Here is a 20,218-nt window from a genome sequence, read left to right on the forward strand (position 1 = left end):
CTTTCCACAATTCCTTTTGTTTTCCTTTTTACTTCATCTTGAGCGAAGGCGTTCTTTCTTACTTAGTCAAGGAATTAACATTCATATTTCCCGGTGCAAGATATAAGGAGATGTACTTTTCCTTGACTATCTCTAGTTGGAGTATCTACACAGAGATTTGTATTTGCACGTCTGATTAAGTTATAGCCACCACCAAGATCAACTAAATTCCAATTTTGGTCTGGGTCATTCGCGTCACAGTTCCAAACATTAATTTCTCGTCCATTTTCAAGATAATGGGCGTTTAAACACTGACCAGTAGTACGATGCCGTAAAAGAATACCGCCACGATTTCCTGATAATCTATCAAACTGTTGGTCTGGGTCATTATCATTGCGTTGAAAGATTGACATTCTCGGTGTGCCATCAATCCGCCGAAAAAGGTTATTGGTATTCAAAGCCATATTGCCGTTGACGGAAAAAGTTTCAACAGCTTGTGCAATTCCTGTAGATAATACTAATAATGAAAGAGCAGCAGAACTGAGAGAAACAATTTTCTTGATTGTGTTAGACATATTTATTTGACTCCTGCAAGATCAATTGTTTTCATGAACTGTATCTAATGGTTTTGATCATGGCAGAAGTCTTAAACAGTACCTAGTAATTCCTGCGAACAGCTAATATGCTTCTCGACTATCGAAATCCAATTAATTGTTTTTTTACTGTTTTTTACTAGATAAAAATAAAAAGCCGCAAATCGATATATTTGCGGCTAAACCTCATATATTGTTGATGATATTTAGTGAAAAATCTAGTTATTACCTACCATCCCCGTCTACGCATAAAATCATCTGCGTTGTTATTGGTCATTCTCTGGTAACAATTAGCTTGTCCGTTTTCAACTCTCATAGAAATAGTCCAACGATAAGCAGTTTTGATTGCACCATTTCTCCAACCAGTATAATAAGTATCAGCTACTTTGTTAACACATCTGTCAAACAAAACTCCGTCTGCACGACTACGATATTGATTTTGTACATCTCGTGTTTCCTGTGGACTCAGATTAGTCATAAACACTTGCTTATTCCAAGGAGACCAAAGGTTGCTCACAATTGCGCCCCAGTTGTTATTTAGAAAGTTAGTTGCATCACTCCAAGAAGCTTGAGCAGGTCTTTGAGAAATGGTTAAACCAGTTGTTAAAACTGCTGCTGAAGCTATTCCCAAAACAATTGATTTCATCTTCATAAAAAGAATCTCCTGATTTGATATAACCTGTATCCGATGTTTTTGATTATGGCAGGAGTCTTAAACAGTACATAGTAATTCTTGCGAACAGCGAATATACATTCGGTTTGTATTATTAAAAATAACCTCAAATACTGATTGGGTAATATTTATAATAATTTCTTTTATGAAATCAGGACTATTATAAAAAATAACAATTATCGCATAATTTAGCAAATAAACGCAGAGATTCCTGCGAATAACGAGTTTCTATAGCAATCCTAAATTAGTCATGAACAACAAGATCACCGACTTTTCTGACAGGTCAGGGTTGTGACTCTTGCAAAGACTATATACAACATATTGCAGATAAATGAAGTACAGAATTTACTTCTGACTCCTGTAAGGGCGTGGAAACCATGCCCCTACTGCTGATTTCTGCTGTATTTTATTGTTCGCATGAATTGGTAGGGAAAATTACGCAATTAATTTAGAGTCAACATAAGGATACAAGTATTTCAAAATATTTTCGATACAAGATATAGGACTATGATTAATCAACAGAATCTATTTCAGACAACTTTGAGGAAATTCACAATTTCCTTATTACTATGTCTGCCAATCATTACTGCAAATGCCCAAAAAAGCCTAGCCATACCTCTTGGTCCAATAATACGTCAGGCTGGATATCAAGCTATAGAAGATTTATTGAGTAAACAATCTAGTGATCAATCTTCATCATTAACGAATCAGCAGTTCACTGGTAGCGCACAAGACTTAGCTGGAACTATAGGTGCAACTTCTACCACTACCAGCGATTCAAGTTATCCCAGTTCTCCTCCAGGTATCTATCAAGAGGGTTCTCCTGGTTCACAACCTAGTTATCAACAAGGTTATCTTGGTTATTCACAACCTAACTATCAACAGGGTTATCCTGGCTATTCACAACCTAGCTATCAACAGGGTTATCCTGGCTATTCACAACCTAGTTATCAACAAGGTTATCCTGGCTATTCACAACCTAGTTATCAACAAGGTTATCCTGGCTATTCACAACCTAACTATCAACAAGGTTATCCCAGTTACCCTGTATCGCCTTACCCAATGATGTATCCATTCTACCCACCAATGCGTACTAGCCCACCTGTGATCATTAATAATTTTTAATTGAACATCTGGTGAAAAAGAATTTAGAGACGTTCCATGGAACGTCTCTACAAGAATTATAGACGATGCATATTTAAATTCTGTCAATGTCTATTGTATTTTTTGCGTAAGTCCTACTTAAGTTTTAAGGTACAAGCTACTTATCCCCCGTACTTGAGTCGGGGGATTTTTAATTGAACAGAAGTTGCAAGTTCACAACTCATAACTCAACTCATATATCCCAGTTCACAACTCATAACTCAACTCATATATCCCAGTTCACAACTCATAACTCAACTCATATATCCCTGTGAAATCATAGAAATAGGTGATTGGTAATTGCTGATCAAGTCCTTATCTAATCATCGTTAAATCCTAAAAATCATGATTCAAACAATCATCCTGTTAATCCTTAAATCCTGGGCATCCTGATTCTGACAATCATCCAAAATCTAAAATCAGATGACTTTTACCATCGAAGAATTGAGATTCGCATGGTTGCAAGTTCGGTTAGGGACGAAAAATGCTGGTGTAGATGGTATTACTTTGGAGTTTTTTGCCAGTATGGTTAACGACCAACTGCAAATTCTCCAACGCCAACTACAACAGCAACTCTATCACGCCTATCCATCCAAAGGCTTTTACATACCAAAAAAAAGTGGTGGTAAACGCTTGATTGGTATCCCGACAGTCCGGGATAGAATCGTTCAACGCTTACTGTTAGAAGATTTGTATTTTCCTTTGGAAGATACTTTTCTCGACTGTAGTTACGCTTATCGTCCTGGTCGTAACATTCAGCAAGCTGTACAACACCTGTTTTCTTATTATCAATTGCGTCCGACTTGGATTATTAAAGCTGATATTCAGCAGTTTTTTGACAATCTTTGTTGGGCGTTGCTGTTGACTAATTTGGAGGAGTTAAAACTAGATTATCATATTTTGGAACTCCTAGAACAGCAAATTAAAGCTGGTGTTGTGGTAGCTGGAAAAACTATCTTTTCTGGTAAGGGAGTTTTACAAGGTGCGGTGTTATCTGGGGCTTTGGCGAATTTGTATTTGACGGAATTTGACCGTTTATGTTTGAGTCACGGGATTAACTTAGTCCGGTATGGTGATGATTTCGCCATTGCTTGTGACAGTTGGGTGCAAGCTAACCGCATTCTTGACCAAGTTACTAAATGGTTAGGCAGTTTATATCTTTCTCTGCAACCAGAAAAAACCCAAATTTACGCCCCTGATGATGAGTTTACTTTTTTAGGTTATCGGTTTGTCAAGGGTGAGGTTTATGCCCCACCACCTCCAGAAATTAAAAATGGTCAATGGGTAATTAATGATTCGGGTACGCCTTATTTTCGGCTGAACTCACGCCCAGCGAAAAAAGTTTCTCGCCCTCCCAAGGCTTGCAGTATTGTTAAGCCTGTGCAAATTTCTCCTGCCCCAATTTCTCATTATTGGATTAACGAAATGAGTACACTTTATGTCACTGACCAAGGCGCGTATTTGAATGTTTACCACCAGCAGTTTCAGGTGCTGTATAAAGGAGATTTAAAGCTAAAAATTCCGGTGACTCGTGTTAGTCACATTGTCTTGTTTGGTTGTTGTAATTTATCACATGGAGCGGTTTCTTGTGCTTTGCGAAGTCGCATTCCGGTGATGTATCTTTCCCAAAAGGGTAAGTATTTTGGTAGGTTGGAAACGGAGGGACAAGCGAAGGTAGAATATTTGGCGCGTCAGGTGGAATGTTGTCGAAATTCTGAGTTTATCAGAAGACAGGCGGAAGCGATCGTTTTGGCTAAGTTGCATAATTCTCGTATTCTCTTAATGCGCTTGAACCGTCGTCGTCCTACGGATATCGCTACTCAAGCCATTGATACTATCGATATTTTGATGGACAAGTTACCTTTTGCCGAAAGCATGGATGCATTGCGGGGGTATGAAGGGAAGGCAGCAACTGTTTATTTTCAAGCTTTGGGTTCTTTGTTTACTGGCTATTTTGCTTTTGATAAACGTACCAAACGTCCACCTACTGACCCGATTAACAGTTTACTCAGTTTGGGTTATACTCTGTTAAGTCAGCAAGTTTACTCGTTTGTCCAAGCTGTAGGGTTACATACTCACTTTGGCAATTTGCACGTTCCTCGTGATAATCATCCTGCTTTGGTATCAGATTTAATGGAGGAATTTCGCGCCCAAATAGTTGATTCTTTTGTGAGTTATTTGGTGAATAAGAAGATTTTAACTCCAGAAGATTTTACTCTTCCTGATGAACGGGGTGGTGTATACTTACACCCAGATGCTTTGAAGAAGTTTCTGAAGCATTGGGAGGAAAAGTTACAAACTGAAGTTACCCATCCCCAGACGGGTTATAAGGTTGTCTATCGTCGCTGTATTGAGTTACAGGTGCGTGAGTACATTGCTTCTTTGATGGGTGAGGTGGAAGTTTACCGCCCTATGATTTGGAAAATGTAGCATTTTTATACCATTTGTGGGATAGACACAATGGCTGAAACCCTGATTCTTTCGTTCTATCCCACAAATCACTATCCTGATAAAGGTTTGAGGTGTGTTGAGATAGAACTTATTGATAGTATTTCTCAATTATTTAGGGTAAAATTTGCATCCCACAAAAAAATGTTGTAGGATTAGCTCAGGGCAAGGCTTTCAAGCGGTAGCCTTTGGCTTCTATGAAGTCGAATTAAAATGGAAACATAAAACTTGTATTTTGTATTCAGAAATACTATCCATACTTTGGCTTCTATGAAGTCGAATTAAAATGGAAACGAGTCCATATTCTTTACACTCCCAATCCATTATTCTTCTTTGGCTTCTATGAAGTCGAATTAAAATGGAAACATTTACTTCATCGCCTAACGACCTCTCAATTGAACTTTGGCTTCTATGAAGTCGAATTAAAATGGAAACTGGAAAGATATCTGAGATTGAATGTTACTCAAATCTACTTTGGCTTCTATGAAGTCGAATTAAAATGGAAACTCTATTGGAGACTGATTTTGGTTGGAGGGATCAGATGCTTTGGCTTCTATGAAGTCGAATTAAAATGGAAACGTTGAGCAAAACTGATCTTTGTAAAACCAAAACTGAATCCCCTTTGGCTTCTATGAAGTCGAATTAAAATGGAAACGGCATAGGAGTCCAAGTAGGACCTGGTGTTGGGTTGCTTTGGCTTCTATGAAGTCGAATTAAAATGGAAACACAATCGAAGTCCCCACAATCCGTTCCATCTGTTTGTCTTTGGCTTCTATGAAGTCGAATTAAAATGGAAACCACACTTGCCTGACTTGGAAGTGACTGGAGTACGTTGCTTTGGCTTCTATGAAGTCGAATTAAAATGGAAACACCATTTGAAAATCCGGCATAAAATGCAGCACTCAAAGCTTTGGCTTCTATGAAGTCGAATTAAAATGGAAACTGTTTGGCCAAACGTTGTTCGCGCTCCTCAAAAGTAATTGTTACTTTGGCTTCTATGAAGTCGAATTAAAATGGAAACTCTAGTTGCGTTTTCGAGTCACAACTAGAAGTAAGTCTTTGGCTTCTATGAAGTCGAATTAAAATGGAAACTTCTTGAAATAAGTTTTTGCTCTTCAGGAGAAGTGCTACTTTGGCTTCTATGAAGTCGAATTAAAATGGAAACTTGTTGCAAGTCTAGTGGAAATGGTGTTTCTAAGATCTTTGGCTTCTATGAAGTCGAATTAAAATGGAAACACTGTGTTGTATATAATAAACCCTTCCACCTTTTTTTCTTTGGCTTCTATGAAGTCGAATTAAAATGGAAACACATGGGCAATTTTTTTTGCCTTCAATAGTAAACGCTTTGGCTTCTATGAAGTCGAATTAAAATGGAAACTGAGAATAAAATTCCTTTTGAATGTTTTGAGAGATAACTTTGGCTTCTATGAAGTCGAATTAAAATGGAAACCGTAGTCACCTTGGGAAGCCCAGACATTTCTAATTTCTTCTTTGGCTTCTATGAAGTCGAATTAAAATGGAAAATATCGTCATAAAAGAAAACCGGAGGTTAGTTCCTCCGGTTTTTTGTTTTTCGTGCTTGACAGTAAAATCATCCTAAATTATTGACTAACTCATAACTCAACTCATAATTCTTACTTCTCAACTCATAACTCAACTCATATACGCCCCTGAGAAGATGGAATTAAGGAGTTCAGAAAACAGCAATTCCAAATTTAATAGCAATATTAATCACTGGTTAATTGTCTTGCTGAAACTCCTTGTTTTCCACTCTTAACTATTAACCACATTATGCCTACCGTTTACATCACCGAACAAGGCACATTACTAAAAGTCCAGGGCAAAAGTTTAAACATTTGGCAATTGCAAGAACTACGGCTGACATTATCTCTTTCTCAAATTAGCCAAATTATCATTTTTAAACACACTCACATTGCCCCCAAAACTGTCAAACTGCTACTCTCGGAAGAAATTCCCACTTTATTTCTCACCCCCCAAGGAGAATATATCGGCCGATTAGAAACTGGCAGCAACCACACACCGAAATACTTAGCCAAACAAGTCCACTGTTCCCACAACAGCGAGTTTACCCGTGCAACTGCTGAAAGCTGCCTATGGGCGCAACTGCACAACCAACTCAACCTTATCAAAAACTTCAAGACTTACTATATTAACCCCAGCTTACAACTGGCTGAAAACTTCCTCACCCTATTAATGGATGATTTAGCCACAGCATACTCTCTCGATGAACTACGGGAATACGCTACCAGTGCGGCTAGTTTTTACTATGCCGCTTTTGCCTTTCTCCTCCCCCACCAATTCAAATTCCAACGTCGTAGCAGCTGCAAAGCTAACCCTCTCAACGTGCTTTTCAATATAGGCTACGCCCTTTTACATCAACAAATTCACTGCTTCCTCAAGTCTGCGGGTTTACATCCTGACTGGGCTAACCTGCACCAAGAAAACAACCACAACTCGCCTTTAGCTTACGACTTAATGGCAGAATTCCGCGCCCCTTTAGTTGATGAACTGGTAGCCTACTTAGTCAACTCTCGCATCATCACCTTAAAACATTTTACTCTCCCCGATAGTCAAGGCAATGTAGAATTACAGTCCCACGCTTTGAAATTGTTCTTGCAACACTGGGAAGAAAAGTTAAAAACCACAGTCAGTCATCCCCACGCAGGTGAAGTGACATATCGTCAATGCTTGCAATTACAAGTGCAAGAATATCTCGCTTCCCTACTAGGTGATGTAGAACATTATCGTCCGATGCTAATCTCAACCCAAACCAGTCAAACCCAAATCAACATTTCTCAAGCACCAGAAGCCATACCATTAATGATGGTGAAAGGGTAATGTTTTACCTCGTCTGCTACGACATTGTAAATAATAGTCGTCGCCAAAAAATTTCCCAACTCCTAGAGGCTTACGGTTTGCGAGTACAGAAATCAGTGTTTGAGTGCGTTTTAGACGAAAAACAATACCAAAGCCTCTGTCAACGCCTACTCAGACTCGTCAACAAACGGGAAGACCAAGTTCGTTTTTATCCTCTCTCAGCTAATACCCGTACCAAAGTTGCAGTTCTAGGAACTCAACCACAGTTAGCAGTTGATGACGCTGCTTTCATAGTCTAAGACCTAAGCCTTGACCTTTTTCTAACCCTTTCCACCTCTTCCTAATTCTCTCCTAAAAGGAGAGGGAAGATATAGACTTCCCCCTTTGAGGAACTTGGGGGGTGGAGAGGAAAAAAGAAAAACTTTCATTAGTTGAAGTGGAGAGTTTAAAAGCTTCTCTCCTATATGAAGAGAGGTTTGCAGAGATATTTTTCAGTAACTTTTAAAATTCCTTGTCTCATCAAGCAATTCAGTTTCATCTCATCTTTGGATCAAAAGCCCAACAACAACTTAACGAACTATCACTCCAAGACCGCAAACAATATCATAAAGCTTTTCAGCTTCTAACTGAATCTGGCCCAGCCTACAGAAGTTTAAGAACCCATAGATATAGATATAAAGGAGGCGAGATTTGGGGTTCTTCTGCATCAATGGCTAAAAGATTTTTTTGGCAATATTTAGAGAATAAAACCATCTTAATCACTAGTTTGGATTCTCATTAACTTCCAAGGTGGTGCTTGTATATCTCCCTAAATACAGCATTTTTCAGGTGTATGAGGTACACGGATAAAAGCGAAGTCTTTTCCCCCTGAAAATAACCTGTACCTCATTTAGTTACAATCTGCTGTATTTAGTCTAAATTATTACCTTTAAAAAGGCAGATTTAAAGCTGATTTAACCCCCGAATAATGTGAAGTAAGAAAGCATACTGTGCAATTTTGATACATCTAATGACATTCTCTAACCAACTGACCCAGTTTGATGCACTTGACTAACTTCAGAGAGTCCAGATATACGGATCATAAAAAATTAGCCGAGGTTAATGAATGTTTAAACCGCGTTCTTTAGGGGCTAGAGAAATTCATCTCATTAACCTTTACAGTCAGTGGGAGTTTAGCATGACACCTCAAGCATTTTATGAAAAATGGGCTGTCAGTTATGAACAAATTGCCCTGATATGCTCCCGGTCTGATTCTACCGTTAGACGTTGGTTTAAACAAGGTCAATTTAAACGCTATCCTCAATTTAACGATTTGCGTCACCTGGCGCTAATGGACTTTATCCTAGAACATTTTGAAGAAATCCCCGACCAGGTTTTACAGATATTACTCAAAAATATGCACAGAAAAATTTAATTGTCAATATCACACTGACCTGTTTTCTAATTCGCCTCCTGATTTAAAGTGAATATCGTCAATTCAAAGTTCAAAACAGGGGCATCTTGCCACGCTGGTTAGGAGGATAATATGACTTATTCTGAGCAACTGCATCCGTGGTGTATTATTCGTGATCTTACCAATCAAGAATACATAATTGTGTCTAGATTCCGCCGCCGCAATGATGCTGTTGCTTATTTGCAAGTGTTACGTCAGGCAAATAAAAAGATTGCCTTTGCAATCGTTTTTTATGCGCCTCTGAAAACTTCTCTGAAACCTCAAACTTTGAATTGACTGGCTTCTAGTGAAGTTGATTAAAAATGGAAACATCTGCGTTTAGTTAATTTACACTTGCTAAAACACCAAGCTATAACTGAGTTAATGTTTGGTGTTTTTTTATTTATACTGCTATTTTAAGCAATATCAAAAACTAAATTTTTAGACGAAAATACTTACCGTATCTCGTTCACAGTCAGAAACTGGTAATTGCTACAAGGAAGGCAGAGCCTTTTAGAATTCATTCCCATACTCTGTATGGGAACGAGAAATGAGAACACTTAACTGACAATAGCTAATCTCTTTGAATATTCTCTGCGAAAGGGATAAGATACATCTTGGTATTTTTGAAATTTCATATTTGGAGATTGGTGAAATCTTGAACTTACAGAAATCATATCCACAGGTTCATGTAACCAATTATTGTCATATAACTTGTGATAAACCATTAGTCCGAAAGATTCACAAACCCAGATTCCTGTATTATTTTCAACCATAGGTTCTTGGGCAAATGCCTCAATAATTTCTTGAACACGACTAAATGAAGTAGAAAAGAGATTAAATTCACCTAAAAACAGTGAGCAGGTTTGGTTATAAAAAATATCTACAGAAATTAATTGGTCTCTTATGTCATAGTGACAACGTAGTGACATTCCTAAATAAAGATCCACAGGGCTATTGTTGCCAAATTCCAATTCTTGGGGAGGATAAGGGAAACACTGCCGGACTTCTTGGCGAGACATTCCGAAGGTAATTAATTTTTGTCCAAACAGTTGAATAGCATGATGAGGATAAATGATGATTTTCATATGAGAATCCCTACTAACCGTAAATATGACTATTGATTACTCTCTAGTGATTCTTTAGATCAAAAACTTTTTCTGTGGCAGATAAAATGCAGTTTTTACAAAAATATTTATTCCTGATTTTATAGTATTACTTACTTGGTTTAACTATTAAATGTGTGTGGTTGCTATTTTTAATAACATAGAAATTAATGGCGATACAAGTAGTTTGGCGACATTTTGAAGGTATTTCACGCGAACAACAAATCAGGTTTGTGCAACCATAGCAATTTCATCTGAGTCAGGCTTCCGTGAGCTTCATCCGATAGCTTGCGTGGCGTAGCAATACAGTAGACAAAGACAAAATTGCACATGAGAAAAAAACTCGTATGATACCGTTTCATTTTAAGCTGTTGTGCATTTAATCTGTATAAATCTAGCGAGTAGTACGGCCCGCACCACAAGATTTAAGCATCTTAGAATTATAAGATTTAGCTGCGTAACAGCTTAATAATGATACAAATGCGTTGGTAGGGGTTTAGCAATGCGCTTTACTCCTACTACCAATTTATATGTATCAAAATTTTGGTGAATTGGTATCAGTGTAGTTGTTGACATGAATATATAATTTCGGATATGAGTAAAATAGGATAGCGTTATCATTTACACTATGGCAGGGACAGGGCGTTCTATTGCGGCATCAGCCACAGGCATCCAACAGGCAAGGCAGGCATTGACCCGGCAAAAATTTACCCAAAAATCCTTAGCTTTAGAACTGGGCATGGCAGTATCAACAATTCATAATTTTTTTCATAGAACCCCTATTTATCGCACCAATTTTGAAGAAATTTGTACATTTCTGGGATTAAACTGGCAGGATATCGCTACATCCATAGACCAACTTTGGGAACAACTACAAACAATGGGTACTGTTACAGAAAAAATGGGATTAGTTTTAGTTGAAGAACAAACGTTAGGTTGGGGCTGGACGACAAGTAGCATTTATGAAAAATCTGTACGGATAGGTAGTTACATTCGTGTCGAAGTCAATTTTGAAAATTCTGGCTATTTACTGCTGTTACAACGCGATACATCTGGAAATATCTGGTGTTTTTGTCCTTCCTGTTTTGCTCCTCAACCACATTTAAATACAGGTAAAACTTGTTTACCTCAAGAGGGTTCAGAAATTACTTGTTTTCCAATCGAAGGAACTCCAGGACAAGAAGAAATTTTAGCAGTCATTACCCAAATCATGCCATCTTTAGACTGGTTACCCCAAGCTAGTGATGAACCTTTACAACTAAAGGAGATTCATTTACGTGAATTGTTAGATTATATGAATCAGCATGGACAATATGAAGTTTTATATACAGAATATATGATAACAGAATGATAATCGGTGTGATTCGGTGTCAAATCACTCTAAATTTAATATTAGTAACTAAAAAATAAAAATCTTTTACTTTTAAAAGATATTAGACGCACGAGATAATATCAGAATGACAGAAATAATAAATTATATCCATAATCTCAATGCTCAAGTTGTTAATTTAGTCAATCAAGGCAATTTGGAGCAAGCCGTTATAACTTCCCAACAAGCTGTACAATTATGCGAAATTCACAAAATCACTCAACATCCTGTTGTTGCTGATAGTCTTAACAATCTAGCTGAATTATATCGCATTCAAGGTCGTTACCTAGAAGCAGAACCTTTATATCAGCAAGTCCTAGAAATGAGAATTAGCCTCTGGGGAGAAGAACACCTTGACATTGCTGAATCATTAAATAATTTAGGAAGTTTCTATTTTGATAAAGGTAATTTTTTAGCAGCAGAGCAGAATTTATTTGCAGCTTTAAATTTGTGGAAACGCTTACTTGGTAACGAACATTCCGAAGTGGCTATTGGCTTGAATAATATTGCTCAATTATATCAAACTCAAGGTAATTATTTAGAAGCAGAAAATATTTACAAACAAGCATTAGACATTCAAAATAAATTCCTCGATTCTGAACATCATGATATATGGCGAACCTTGAATAATCTAGCTGCAATATATAAGTTACAAGGACATTATCAAAAAGCAGAAAAAACATATATAGCCGCTTTAGAAATGATTAAAAACTTATATGGTAACGAACATCCTGATGTAGCTGTCAGCTTTAATAATTTAGCTGTATTGTATAATTCAAAGGGGTTATACATTCAAGCCGAGGATAATTATTTACAAGCTTTGAAAATTTTAACGCCCTTGTTAGGTAATGAACATCCTTACATCGCCTCGACATTAAATAATATTGCTGAAAATTATAAAGAGCAAGGGCGTTATGTAGAAGCAGAAAAATTACATTTAACTGCTTGGCAAATGAGAAAGTCATTGTTAGGAGATGAACATCCTGATACAGCCAGTAGCTTGAATAGTGTAGGAGAACTTAGTTTTCTCCAAGGACGATATTTAGAAGCTGAAGAAAAATATTTGTCGGCATTGACAACAAGAAGAAAATTATTTGAAGAAGAACATCCTGATATTGCAATTAGTTTGAATAATTTGGCATTATTATATACAGATATAGGACGTTACTCAGAAGCAGAGTCCCTATATTCAGAAGCTTTAAAAATAGGCGAGTCTACATTAAGTCTAGAACATCCTGAAGTGGCAAAACATTTAAACAATTTGGCAATTTTGTATGAAAAACAAGGGCGATATGCGGAGGCTGAACAAAAGTATTTACAAGTTTTAAAAGTAAGAATCAAGGGATTGGGTAATGAACACCCCGAAGTGGCAGATACTCTTAATGATATTGCTGGAGTTTATCGGTTAGCAGGGCGATATGCGGAGGCTGAACAAAAGTATTTACAAGCTTTAGCCATGAGAAAAAATTTATTGGGTGAAGCACATCCTGATGTGGCTGCTAGTCTCAATAATTTAGCGGTATTATATAATGCTCAAGGCAAATATTCGCACGCGGAATCCTTATTTTTACAGGTTTTAGCTATTAATAAAAATTTGTTGGGTGAAGTCCATCCACAAATAGCTACTACGTTGAGTAATCTAGCTACTATTTATAGTTATCAAGGACGTTATAACGAAGCTGAAAAACTACATTTAGAAGTTTTAAGACTTAAAAAGTCTTTATTTGGTCAACAACATCCGCAAATTGCCCGCAGTTACAATAATTTAGCCGAAACATACTTTTCTCTAGGACGTTATCAGGAAGCTGAAGCAAATTATATAGCTGCTTTGAAAATGAGAAAATCCTTGTTAGGAGAAGAACACCCCGATGTGGCTGCTAGTCTCAATAATTTGGCTACTATATTAACCGCTACAAATCATTATATTGAATCTTTATCTTACCGATTACAAGCTAGTTATATTAATGATAAACTGATTAGTAAGGTATTTGCTTTTAGTTCCGAAAGCGATCGCTTGGCTGTAATTGAGAAACTGCGGCTAAATTTTGATTTGTTTCTCTCCCTTGTCTATCAACACCTCTCAAACCAGGAAGACGCAAAGCAAGAAGCATTCAATTTTGTCCTCAAACGTAAGGGGTTAACAGCAGCTTCCGTATCTGCCCAAAATCAAGCTTTGTATCACAACCGCTATCCAAATCTACAAACCCAGTTTCGTCAACTCTGTGATTTAAATACCCAATTAATCAATTTAACCTTTTCTCCACCGAAAAATGGTGATTTTACAGAGTATCAAACTCAACTCAGTCAGCTAGAAGCTGAGTACAACCACCTGCAAAAATATCTAGCTTCGCAAGTACCCGAAATTCAAGTTTCTACACAAATAGTTGATTGTGGTACAGTTGCCAAAGCATTACCAGCTAACTCGATTTTAGTTGAATTTGTCCGCTTTGATGTCTTTGATTTTCACGCAGTGCCAGCCAAAAAAGAGCAGCAATGGCATTCTCCCCGTTATCTGGCATTTGTTTTACCCGCTGGACAACCAGAGGCAGTGCAGATGATAGATTTAGGAGAAGTAGAAGTTATTGATAACTTAATTGGGGAATTGCAACAGCAAGTTTCTGTCTCCTCTCAAGCAACACTCGGATTCGGAAAACCTGCTCCTATACCGAAATTACGAATCAAACCCTACAACCCAACCGCCACTATTGGGCTGAGTAAACTGTTATTTCAGCCTATCCAGGAAATCGTCAAAGGTTATCAACATCTGATATTTGCACCAGATGGCAACTTAAACTTACTACCTTTGCAAGTACTACCATTAGATGAAACAGCTACATCCCTGCTCATGGATGAATACACAATTTCTTACCTAAGTGTAGGGCGGGATGTGATGCGATACCTGCAATTAGAAGAAAAAGAAGAGCGATCACCTATGCTCGGCGTTTTGCCATCGCCTCATACACAGTATAATTTACAGATTGCAGATTCACCCCTCATCATAGCAGACCCAGATTTTGATTTAACTGCTGAGTCCACTGCTCAAACAGTAACCCACCCAGATAACAATCTCCAAACACAGCCACAAACCGCGCATGGGGAATTTATGCAAACGCTGGGTGGTAAAACTTTATCTCGTGTTGCGAGTACAAAATTTTTAGCTGAAAGTGTTGCCAAAAAACTCAAAGATGCACGGTTGTATTTAGGAACACAGGCATTAGCAACTCACTTAACAAATGGTCAATGTCCTAGTGTCATGCTGATTGCCACTCACGGCTTATTTTTACCCAACTCTCCACCTACAACACCACAAATACAAGATGAGGAATTAAACCAGAGTTGTGAGACAGCTTCAGTATCTTTCCAACACAAGACTACACCAATCGGACGTTACACCAAGGCCATAGGTATCGCCAACACCAAAAATCCGATGCTGCGTTCTTTGCTGGCTTTAGCGGGTGCTAATACTTGGTTCAGTGGTGGAACTTTGCCACCAGAAGCAGGTAAAGGCTGTATCTTTGCTCAGGATATCGCCAATTTGGACTTATGGGCAAATGAACTCACTGTTTTATCTGCCTGTGATACGGCTAAAGGCGATATTAAAATTGGCGAAGGTGTTTTTGGCTTGCGTCGCGCTTTTACAGTTGCTGGGACAAAAACTCTGGTGATGAGTCTGTGGAAAGTACCTGATAAAGCTACAGCATTGTTAATGGAACGTTTTTTTGATAATCTGCAATCAGGTATGCAATATGCAGAAGCATTACGTAATGCTCAAAATTATACTCGCAATTTAACAGTCAAGGAATTGAGGCAGTCTAGTTTGGGGATAGAAGTATTAAAGGAAATGTTGAAAGTTAGGGATCTATCATCACAGAGTAAAATTTATTGTCAGGAAGAAGATACTCCCCTTCAACATCCTGTTTATTGGGGAGCTTGGATTTGTCAAGGTGCGTTATTTTAATCTATTGATAGACTCCCCTGACAAATTAGATGTGCGTAACCTGAAATCCTGGTCAGAACAATACCCTACGGGAAGCAAGCTACATGAATTTTCCCTACAGTCTTTTTCAGCAGAGGTTTACTGACCAATGCTGTATGTGCGTGTCCACAATTTGTGGACATTGTATTTTTTCGGCGTTGCATAGGTGTAGGAAATCAACTCCAGAATCTGAGGTGATTACGTGGCGATGCCTACGGCGGGAGTTCCGCCATCGCACGCTGCGGTAAGGTTAACGCCAACGTAATGAAGTAATTTTATGCACCTGATGCGTAAGTCCTATAGCCGCTAATTCATCCCACAAAGGAACACCGTATTTACTGCTGTGGAGTATACAACGGTAGCAAGAAATGACGCATAGACATTTCCACTTCTGGATTTGGTCTATCTCCATGAGGAACTAACATAGCTGGATGATCCGATTGTTGCAAGTGCATTTTGATACTCGTACTAGGAATAGCTTTCGCAGCTTCTATCAAATACTTGAGATTAAACTGAATATTCAACATCATTTCTGATGGTAAATTAGCAACAATCACCAGATCCCCTTTACCAAATTCTCGTTCAATAGATAACCGTAATTGCTGCAAACTACCATCAAACTGTAAATAAATTCCTTGCACTTTCTTATCCGTTAATACAGCTAAACGTTCCAGTGCTTTAACCAACGGTGCTTTTTCTACAATTACTTCTTTTTCAAAACTAAATTGAGCTAATAATTTTTCACAATCAGGATAAATTCCTTCTAAAACTGGACAGCTAAGAATGACATCTTGCCAAGCCAAAACCAAACGATTACTTTGGGAATCATACAGCATACTTATTGATTCTACATCATCACCTAAATTTCGTGCTATTTCTCTCACCACACGACCAGGCAGAGTAAATTTAATCATCTCGTCAGATGTAAATTGTTGACGTGGTTTTCTACCAATTCCTTGAGGTGAAACTTCAGTAATAGCAACTCGATGTCCATCAGTACCTATCAACTTTAATTTCTCCTGTGTAAGTTGAACATGAACTCCAGTCACAATATATTTATTTTCATCAGTGCTAACTGCATAAAGCACACCTTTTAAACCATCTTTGAAAACTATTGTTGGCAGAGAAACAGGAGTTGTATCAATGATATTAGTAGGTGGAAACTCTTCAGCATTGATACCTCTAATTTCATATTTACCATCGGTATCAGATATACCAAGAGAATATATCTTTGTTGACTGCTCCTCTTCTGTTTCTGTCAGTTGTGTTATTTGAGTTTGACTATTCAGAGAAATATTTCCATGAGGACAATGCTTGACTATCTCAAATAACATTTGTACTGGTACAGTAATTTCCCCCTTTAATAACACCTGCGCTGCAAAACTCGCTTGAATTGTTAATGCCAAATCTGTGACGGTTAGATGTATTTGTTGTGTTTCAACATCTGCAATAATTAGGACATTGGCAAGAATCGGATGACTAGGTTTAGCTGGTGTAGCGCAATGGACTAAAAACAGCGCATTGTAAAACTTAGTTTGTTCACAAATCGCTTCCATTCCTGATTCTATAACTGGTTGAGGATTTGATTCCTTTTTGGGAGATTTTTTCTTTTTACGCACGGGTATTTCTGTGATATTTGTTGATACTCCATCTTCTATTTCATTAGTAACAGCATTTTGGGGTTTGGTCTTTTCTATTTGAGAAGTAACAGTATTTGTTTGTTTTGCCTTTTCTGTTTGAGGAGTAGTAGCACTTGTTTGTTTTGTCTGCTTTGCAGTCTTCACTTTTTGTTTTGGTGCTGTTTGAGTCATTATCTTATCCTTTATCTCTGATTGCATCACTATTAGAAGACTGCGGTAGCAGAAACAAATTTTATGGTCAGTATTCAGGTATCAGTAATCAGCTTTTGTCTTGAGTGAGACTGAGTTAGTAAGAAGATGCAGATTTTTGTTAACTTACAGGAGTGTTTATGAGAGTAAATTACCACATATTTTTAGGCTTTTCAGTTTCTTGATGACGGCTGAATGCTTACATTTTATGAGTCTATAAATCAATTTTTCAAGCAATTATTTAATCTATAATTATAATCAAAATTTTAATTATAGTAATCCTAAATGCTAAGTGAAATATCAACCAGCTTTTAATAGTTATAAAATAAGTATTTTTATCTCAGGTTTTTCTCACGTTTGGGGTAGGATTGCTATAGTAGACTAGGGTAAAGTCCTAAACAAAACTAAATCCGAAAAATTATGAAATTAAATGAAGTTGTGCCTTGGGGTAGAACACTGCAAGAGTATAAGCTAATGTTTAATTTATCGGACACAGACCTAAACAAGAAAATTCTGGGCTGTGGTGATGGTCCAGCCAGCTTCAACGCTGAAATGACAGAAATGGGATATTCAGTTGTCTCTATTGACCCCATTTATGAGTTTTCTGAAGACCAAATTAAACAACGAGTTCAAGAAACATATCAACCAATTATATCCCAGGTAAAACAAAATGCAGACCGCTATGTTTGGAATAACTTTCATGATGCACAACAACTTGGTGACGCTCGTCTTGCAGCAATGGAGAAATTTTTATTGGACTATGAAACTGGGAGAAAAGCTGGACGTTATTTATCACAATCTCTACCAAAATTAGAATTTTGTGATAATCAATTTGAATTATGCGTTTGTTCTCATTTACTCTTTCTTTATTCCGAACAACTATCTCTAGATTTTCACATCGCATCTATTTATGAACTTTTGAGAATCGCAAAAGAAGTGAGAATTTTTCCCTTATTGAAACTTGATTGTGAACTATCACCGTATCTTGATTCAGTAATTAATCTCTTTTATGGTCAACAGTTTAATATAGAAATACAATCTGTTGGTTATGAATTTCAAAAAGGTGGAAATCAAATGTTGAAAATCAATAGATAATCAAGATTTACGCAAAAAACCATCATTACAACTATAACTTAATGGAGAGAAGCAATACCTTTATTGCGCTCCTCTCCCATTACAAAATGTGGTTTATTTTAGTTGATGATTCTTAGCCGTTTATAGATTACCGGATTACCAAAATACGCTGTCTAGCTCGTGAACTAGCAACATAATACAAACGATTAAACTCCTTAATTTTGGCTAGAATTGATTTATTATCATCTCCCCGTTCTGGATTCAATCGCTTACTTAAATCTTGTCCATCAATACCCGCTTCCAAGAAAGTGCTACCTTGACTATTATGCACGGTTAATGCAAAGCAATTTCTAATATTAGCAAACTGCTCTAAGTGTTTATAGTATTGCTTCCATAGAAAAGGATTACGTTTGGCACTTCTGAGCAATCGTTGAGTTTCTTGTTTAAATCGTTTCTCTTCATCTTCATGTAAAACGTATATTTGACGCACAATTCCTTCATCTGTTTCTACTTTCAATCTCCAAGCATCATAATTGTTATAACGTTCTGTCAACACATCTACAACATTAAATTCTGTAGATGTAGAAAGAATGGATGTTTTTCCATCAGGAGCTATCACCGGATCTCTGGTAATTAATCGTTCTCCCGGAATAAATCTGTTAGCATTCTTCCCATACAAATATGTACGAATTTGTTGATTATAAAAGTCAACTTGGGCATTAGTCCATGATAAAATACGGAAACAATCGGGATTATGCACAAATTCTTTAGACATCTTTTTGCACGCATACCGCAGCAAAGTTTGACGTTTTACCATGAGCGAACCGTTACTTTTATCAGGTAAATATTTAGCAAAGGGATTAAATGGTATTTTACTTTGAGTAACTGCATAACGAGCAGCAGTAACAAACTCTAATAAAGGACTATCAATTCCTTGACGGACAACTTGAGTTAATACTGCTTTATTTGCTACTTGAAAACTGAGAGATTTTCTTTCATTGACTGGATTTAATTGTGCAGGGTCGCCCATGAGAATAATTTTGATTTGTGTCCAAGGTGATGATTGATTAGCAACATTTTCAATCCAGTGCCAAAGTTGTTTGCCAATCATGGAACATTCATCAATAAAGACAACATCAAATAAATTAATGTAGGATGGTCCTATCTGCTCCAGTATTTTCTCTTTACCTCTAGTCACCATTCCTAATCCTAGTAATTGGTGAATAGTAAAGAATTCTACGTTAGTTACTCCATTTTCTGCCGCCATCCGTCGCAGTACACCTACTGCTTTATTTGTGGGTGCAGTTAATACAACTTTTTTACCTGTGGCTACCAGCACTTTAACGAGTTGGAATACTATGGTTGATTTCCCTGTACCGGCATATCCTACTAACATAAATAAAGCAGCAGTGACATTTTGTTGGACAAATGTCCACATTTTATCTAAGGCTTTTTGCTGCTGTTGGGTAAGTTTAAATGGGAAAGAATTTGTGGTCAGGAAATTAGGAATGGTTTGCATCATCGCTGCATTAACTCTATTAATAGTATTCATGCAATGCAGCGATAGCTGTAGGCTTCATTTGATTTCAAAACAACATCTTTCTATAATTTTAGTATCGTTAAAGATATAACAAAAAAATTAGTTTTTAACTTATTCAAAATAAAACATTCATTTTTTGGATAAAAAATTTTGACTTATAGTAACTTATAGTAGTGGTAATAACCATGTAAATAGAGACTCACTAAGGGTTTTAAACA

General features: G+C 37.2%; 15 protein-coding genes and 1 CRISPR repeat array. Of the genes, 10 read left to right on the top strand and 5 right to left on the bottom strand.

Annotated elements, in window-relative coordinates; genetic code table 11:
- Positions 1-74: 74 nt before the first annotated feature.
- The gene (locus H6G73_RS17265) at positions 75-554 is read right to left on the bottom strand and encodes an RICIN domain-containing protein (protein WP_190606706.1); all 480 of its coding nucleotides are present in this window, start codon (positions 552-554) and stop codon (positions 75-77) included.
- Positions 555-801: 247 nt separating this feature from the next.
- Positions 802-1,224, bottom strand: coding sequence for a hypothetical protein (locus H6G73_RS17270; RefSeq protein WP_190606708.1), 423 nt, complete (start codon positions 1,222-1,224; stop codon positions 802-804).
- A 528-nt stretch (positions 1,225-1,752) separates the two neighbouring features.
- On the opposite strand from H6G73_RS17270, the gene H6G73_RS17275 reads away from it, so the two are divergent.
- The 7 genes from H6G73_RS17275 to H6G73_RS17305 all read left to right on the top strand — a co-directional run bounded on the left by H6G73_RS17275 (position 1,753) and on the right by H6G73_RS17305 (position 9,403).
- The gene (locus tag H6G73_RS17275; protein WP_190606710.1) at positions 1,753-2,370 is read left to right on the top strand and encodes a hypothetical protein; all 618 of its coding nucleotides are present in this window, start codon (positions 1,753-1,755) and stop codon (positions 2,368-2,370) included.
- 441 nt (positions 2,371-2,811) lie between these two features.
- Positions 2,812-4,818: a CRISPR-associated endonuclease Cas1 gene (cas1, locus tag H6G73_RS17280; protein ID WP_190606711.1), complete on the top strand. Its 2,007-nt coding sequence runs from the start codon at positions 2,812-2,814 to the stop codon at positions 4,816-4,818.
- A 204-nt stretch (positions 4,819-5,022) separates the two neighbouring features.
- Positions 5,023-6,360: a CRISPR direct-repeat array (repeat unit 35 nt; unit sequence CTTTGGCTTCTATGAAGTCGAATTAAAATGGAAAC).
- A 267-nt stretch (positions 6,361-6,627) separates the two neighbouring features.
- Positions 6,628-7,695 carry a CRISPR-associated endonuclease Cas1 gene (gene cas1, locus H6G73_RS17285; RefSeq protein WP_190606713.1) on the top strand — a complete coding sequence of 356 codons (1,068 nt, stop codon included), beginning with the start codon at positions 6,628-6,630 and terminating at the stop codon, positions 7,693-7,695.
- The gene (gene cas2 / locus H6G73_RS17290) at positions 7,695-7,973 is read left to right on the top strand and encodes a CRISPR-associated endonuclease Cas2 (protein WP_190606715.1); all 279 of its coding nucleotides are present in this window, start codon (positions 7,695-7,697) and stop codon (positions 7,971-7,973) included. The genes cas1 (H6G73_RS17285) and cas2 overlap by 1 nt, the downstream gene beginning before the upstream one ends.
- Positions 7,974-8,185: 212 nt before the next feature.
- Positions 8,186-8,455, top strand: coding sequence for a hypothetical protein (locus H6G73_RS17295; RefSeq protein WP_190606716.1), 270 nt, complete (start codon positions 8,186-8,188; stop codon positions 8,453-8,455).
- A 324-nt stretch (positions 8,456-8,779) separates the two neighbouring features.
- Positions 8,780-9,088 (top strand): hypothetical protein, encoded by a 309-nt coding sequence (locus tag H6G73_RS17300; protein ID WP_190606718.1) that lies wholly within the window; start codon positions 8,780-8,782, stop codon positions 9,086-9,088.
- Positions 9,089-9,199: 111 nt separating this feature from the next.
- Positions 9,200-9,403 (top strand): hypothetical protein, encoded by a 204-nt coding sequence (locus H6G73_RS17305; RefSeq protein WP_190606720.1) that lies wholly within the window; start codon positions 9,200-9,202, stop codon positions 9,401-9,403.
- A 263-nt stretch (positions 9,404-9,666) separates the two neighbouring features.
- Here the strand turns inward: H6G73_RS17305 and H6G73_RS17310 are convergent, their stop codons facing one another.
- A complete protein-coding gene (locus tag H6G73_RS17310) occupies positions 9,667-10,194 on the bottom strand; it encodes a hypothetical protein (RefSeq protein WP_190606722.1) in 528 nt (175 codons plus the stop codon).
- Positions 10,195-10,840: 646 nt separating this feature from the next.
- On the opposite strand from H6G73_RS17310, the gene H6G73_RS17315 reads away from it, so the two are divergent.
- Positions 10,841-11,563, top strand: coding sequence for a DUF4384 domain-containing protein (locus H6G73_RS17315; RefSeq protein ID WP_190606724.1), 723 nt, complete (start codon positions 10,841-10,843; stop codon positions 11,561-11,563).
- A gap of 106 nt (positions 11,564-11,669) precedes the next feature.
- Positions 11,670-15,539 (top strand): CHAT domain-containing protein, encoded by a 3,870-nt coding sequence (locus tag H6G73_RS17320; protein WP_190606726.1) that lies wholly within the window; start codon positions 11,670-11,672, stop codon positions 15,537-15,539.
- Positions 15,540-15,892: 353 nt separating this feature from the next.
- On the opposite strand, the gene dnaN is transcribed toward H6G73_RS17320, so the two are convergent.
- Positions 15,893-17,368 carry a DNA polymerase III subunit beta gene (gene dnaN, locus H6G73_RS17325; RefSeq protein ID WP_190606728.1) on the bottom strand — a complete coding sequence of 492 codons (1,476 nt, stop codon included), beginning with the start codon at positions 17,366-17,368 and terminating at the stop codon, positions 15,893-15,895.
- A 438-nt stretch (positions 17,369-17,806) separates the two neighbouring features.
- Between dnaN and H6G73_RS17330 the strand changes: the two genes are divergently transcribed.
- Positions 17,807-18,481: an SAM-dependent methyltransferase gene (locus H6G73_RS17330; RefSeq protein ID WP_190606729.1), complete on the top strand. Its 675-nt coding sequence runs from the start codon at positions 17,807-17,809 to the stop codon at positions 18,479-18,481.
- A gap of 127 nt (positions 18,482-18,608) precedes the next feature.
- Here the strand turns inward: H6G73_RS17330 and H6G73_RS17335 are convergent, their stop codons facing one another.
- Positions 18,609-20,012 (bottom strand): ATP-dependent DNA helicase, encoded by a 1,404-nt coding sequence (locus H6G73_RS17335; protein ID WP_199317760.1) that lies wholly within the window; start codon positions 20,010-20,012, stop codon positions 18,609-18,611.
- Positions 20,013-20,218 lie beyond the last annotated feature (206 nt).

The organism is Richelia sinica FACHB-800, assembly GCF_014698825.1.
Taxonomy (GTDB): Bacteria; Cyanobacteriota; Cyanobacteriia; order Cyanobacteriales; family Nostocaceae; genus FACHB-800.

Coding starts and splice junctions, on each gene's coding strand:
- H6G73_RS17265 (WP_190606706.1), bottom strand. CDS start 554: ATGTCTAACACAATCAAGAAAATTGTTTCTCTCAGTTCTGCTGCTCTT.
- H6G73_RS17270 (WP_190606708.1), bottom strand. CDS start 1,224: ATGAAGATGAAATCAATTGTTTTGGGAATAGCTTCAGCAGCAGTTTTA.
- H6G73_RS17275 (WP_190606710.1), top strand. CDS start 1,753: ATGATTAATCAACAGAATCTATTTCAGACAACTTTGAGGAAATTCACA.
- cas1 (WP_190606711.1), top strand. CDS start 2,812: ATGACTTTTACCATCGAAGAATTGAGATTCGCATGGTTGCAAGTTCGG.
- cas1 (WP_190606713.1), top strand. CDS start 6,628: ATGCCTACCGTTTACATCACCGAACAAGGCACATTACTAAAAGTCCAG.
- cas2 (WP_190606715.1), top strand. CDS start 7,695: ATGTTTTACCTCGTCTGCTACGACATTGTAAATAATAGTCGTCGCCAA.
- H6G73_RS17300 (WP_190606718.1), top strand. CDS start 8,780: ATGTTTAAACCGCGTTCTTTAGGGGCTAGAGAAATTCATCTCATTAAC.
- H6G73_RS17305 (WP_190606720.1), top strand. CDS start 9,200: ATGACTTATTCTGAGCAACTGCATCCGTGGTGTATTATTCGTGATCTT.
- H6G73_RS17310 (WP_190606722.1), bottom strand. CDS start 10,194: ATGAAAATCATCATTTATCCTCATCATGCTATTCAACTGTTTGGACAA.
- H6G73_RS17315 (WP_190606724.1), top strand. CDS start 10,841: ATGGCAGGGACAGGGCGTTCTATTGCGGCATCAGCCACAGGCATCCAA.
- H6G73_RS17320 (WP_190606726.1), top strand. CDS start 11,670: ATGACAGAAATAATAAATTATATCCATAATCTCAATGCTCAAGTTGTT.
- dnaN (WP_190606728.1), bottom strand. CDS start 17,368: ATGACTCAAACAGCACCAAAACAAAAAGTGAAGACTGCAAAGCAGACA.
- H6G73_RS17330 (WP_190606729.1), top strand. CDS start 17,807: ATGAAATTAAATGAAGTTGTGCCTTGGGGTAGAACACTGCAAGAGTAT.
- H6G73_RS17335 (WP_199317760.1), bottom strand. CDS start 20,012: ATGAATACTATTAATAGAGTTAATGCAGCGATGATGCAAACCATTCCT.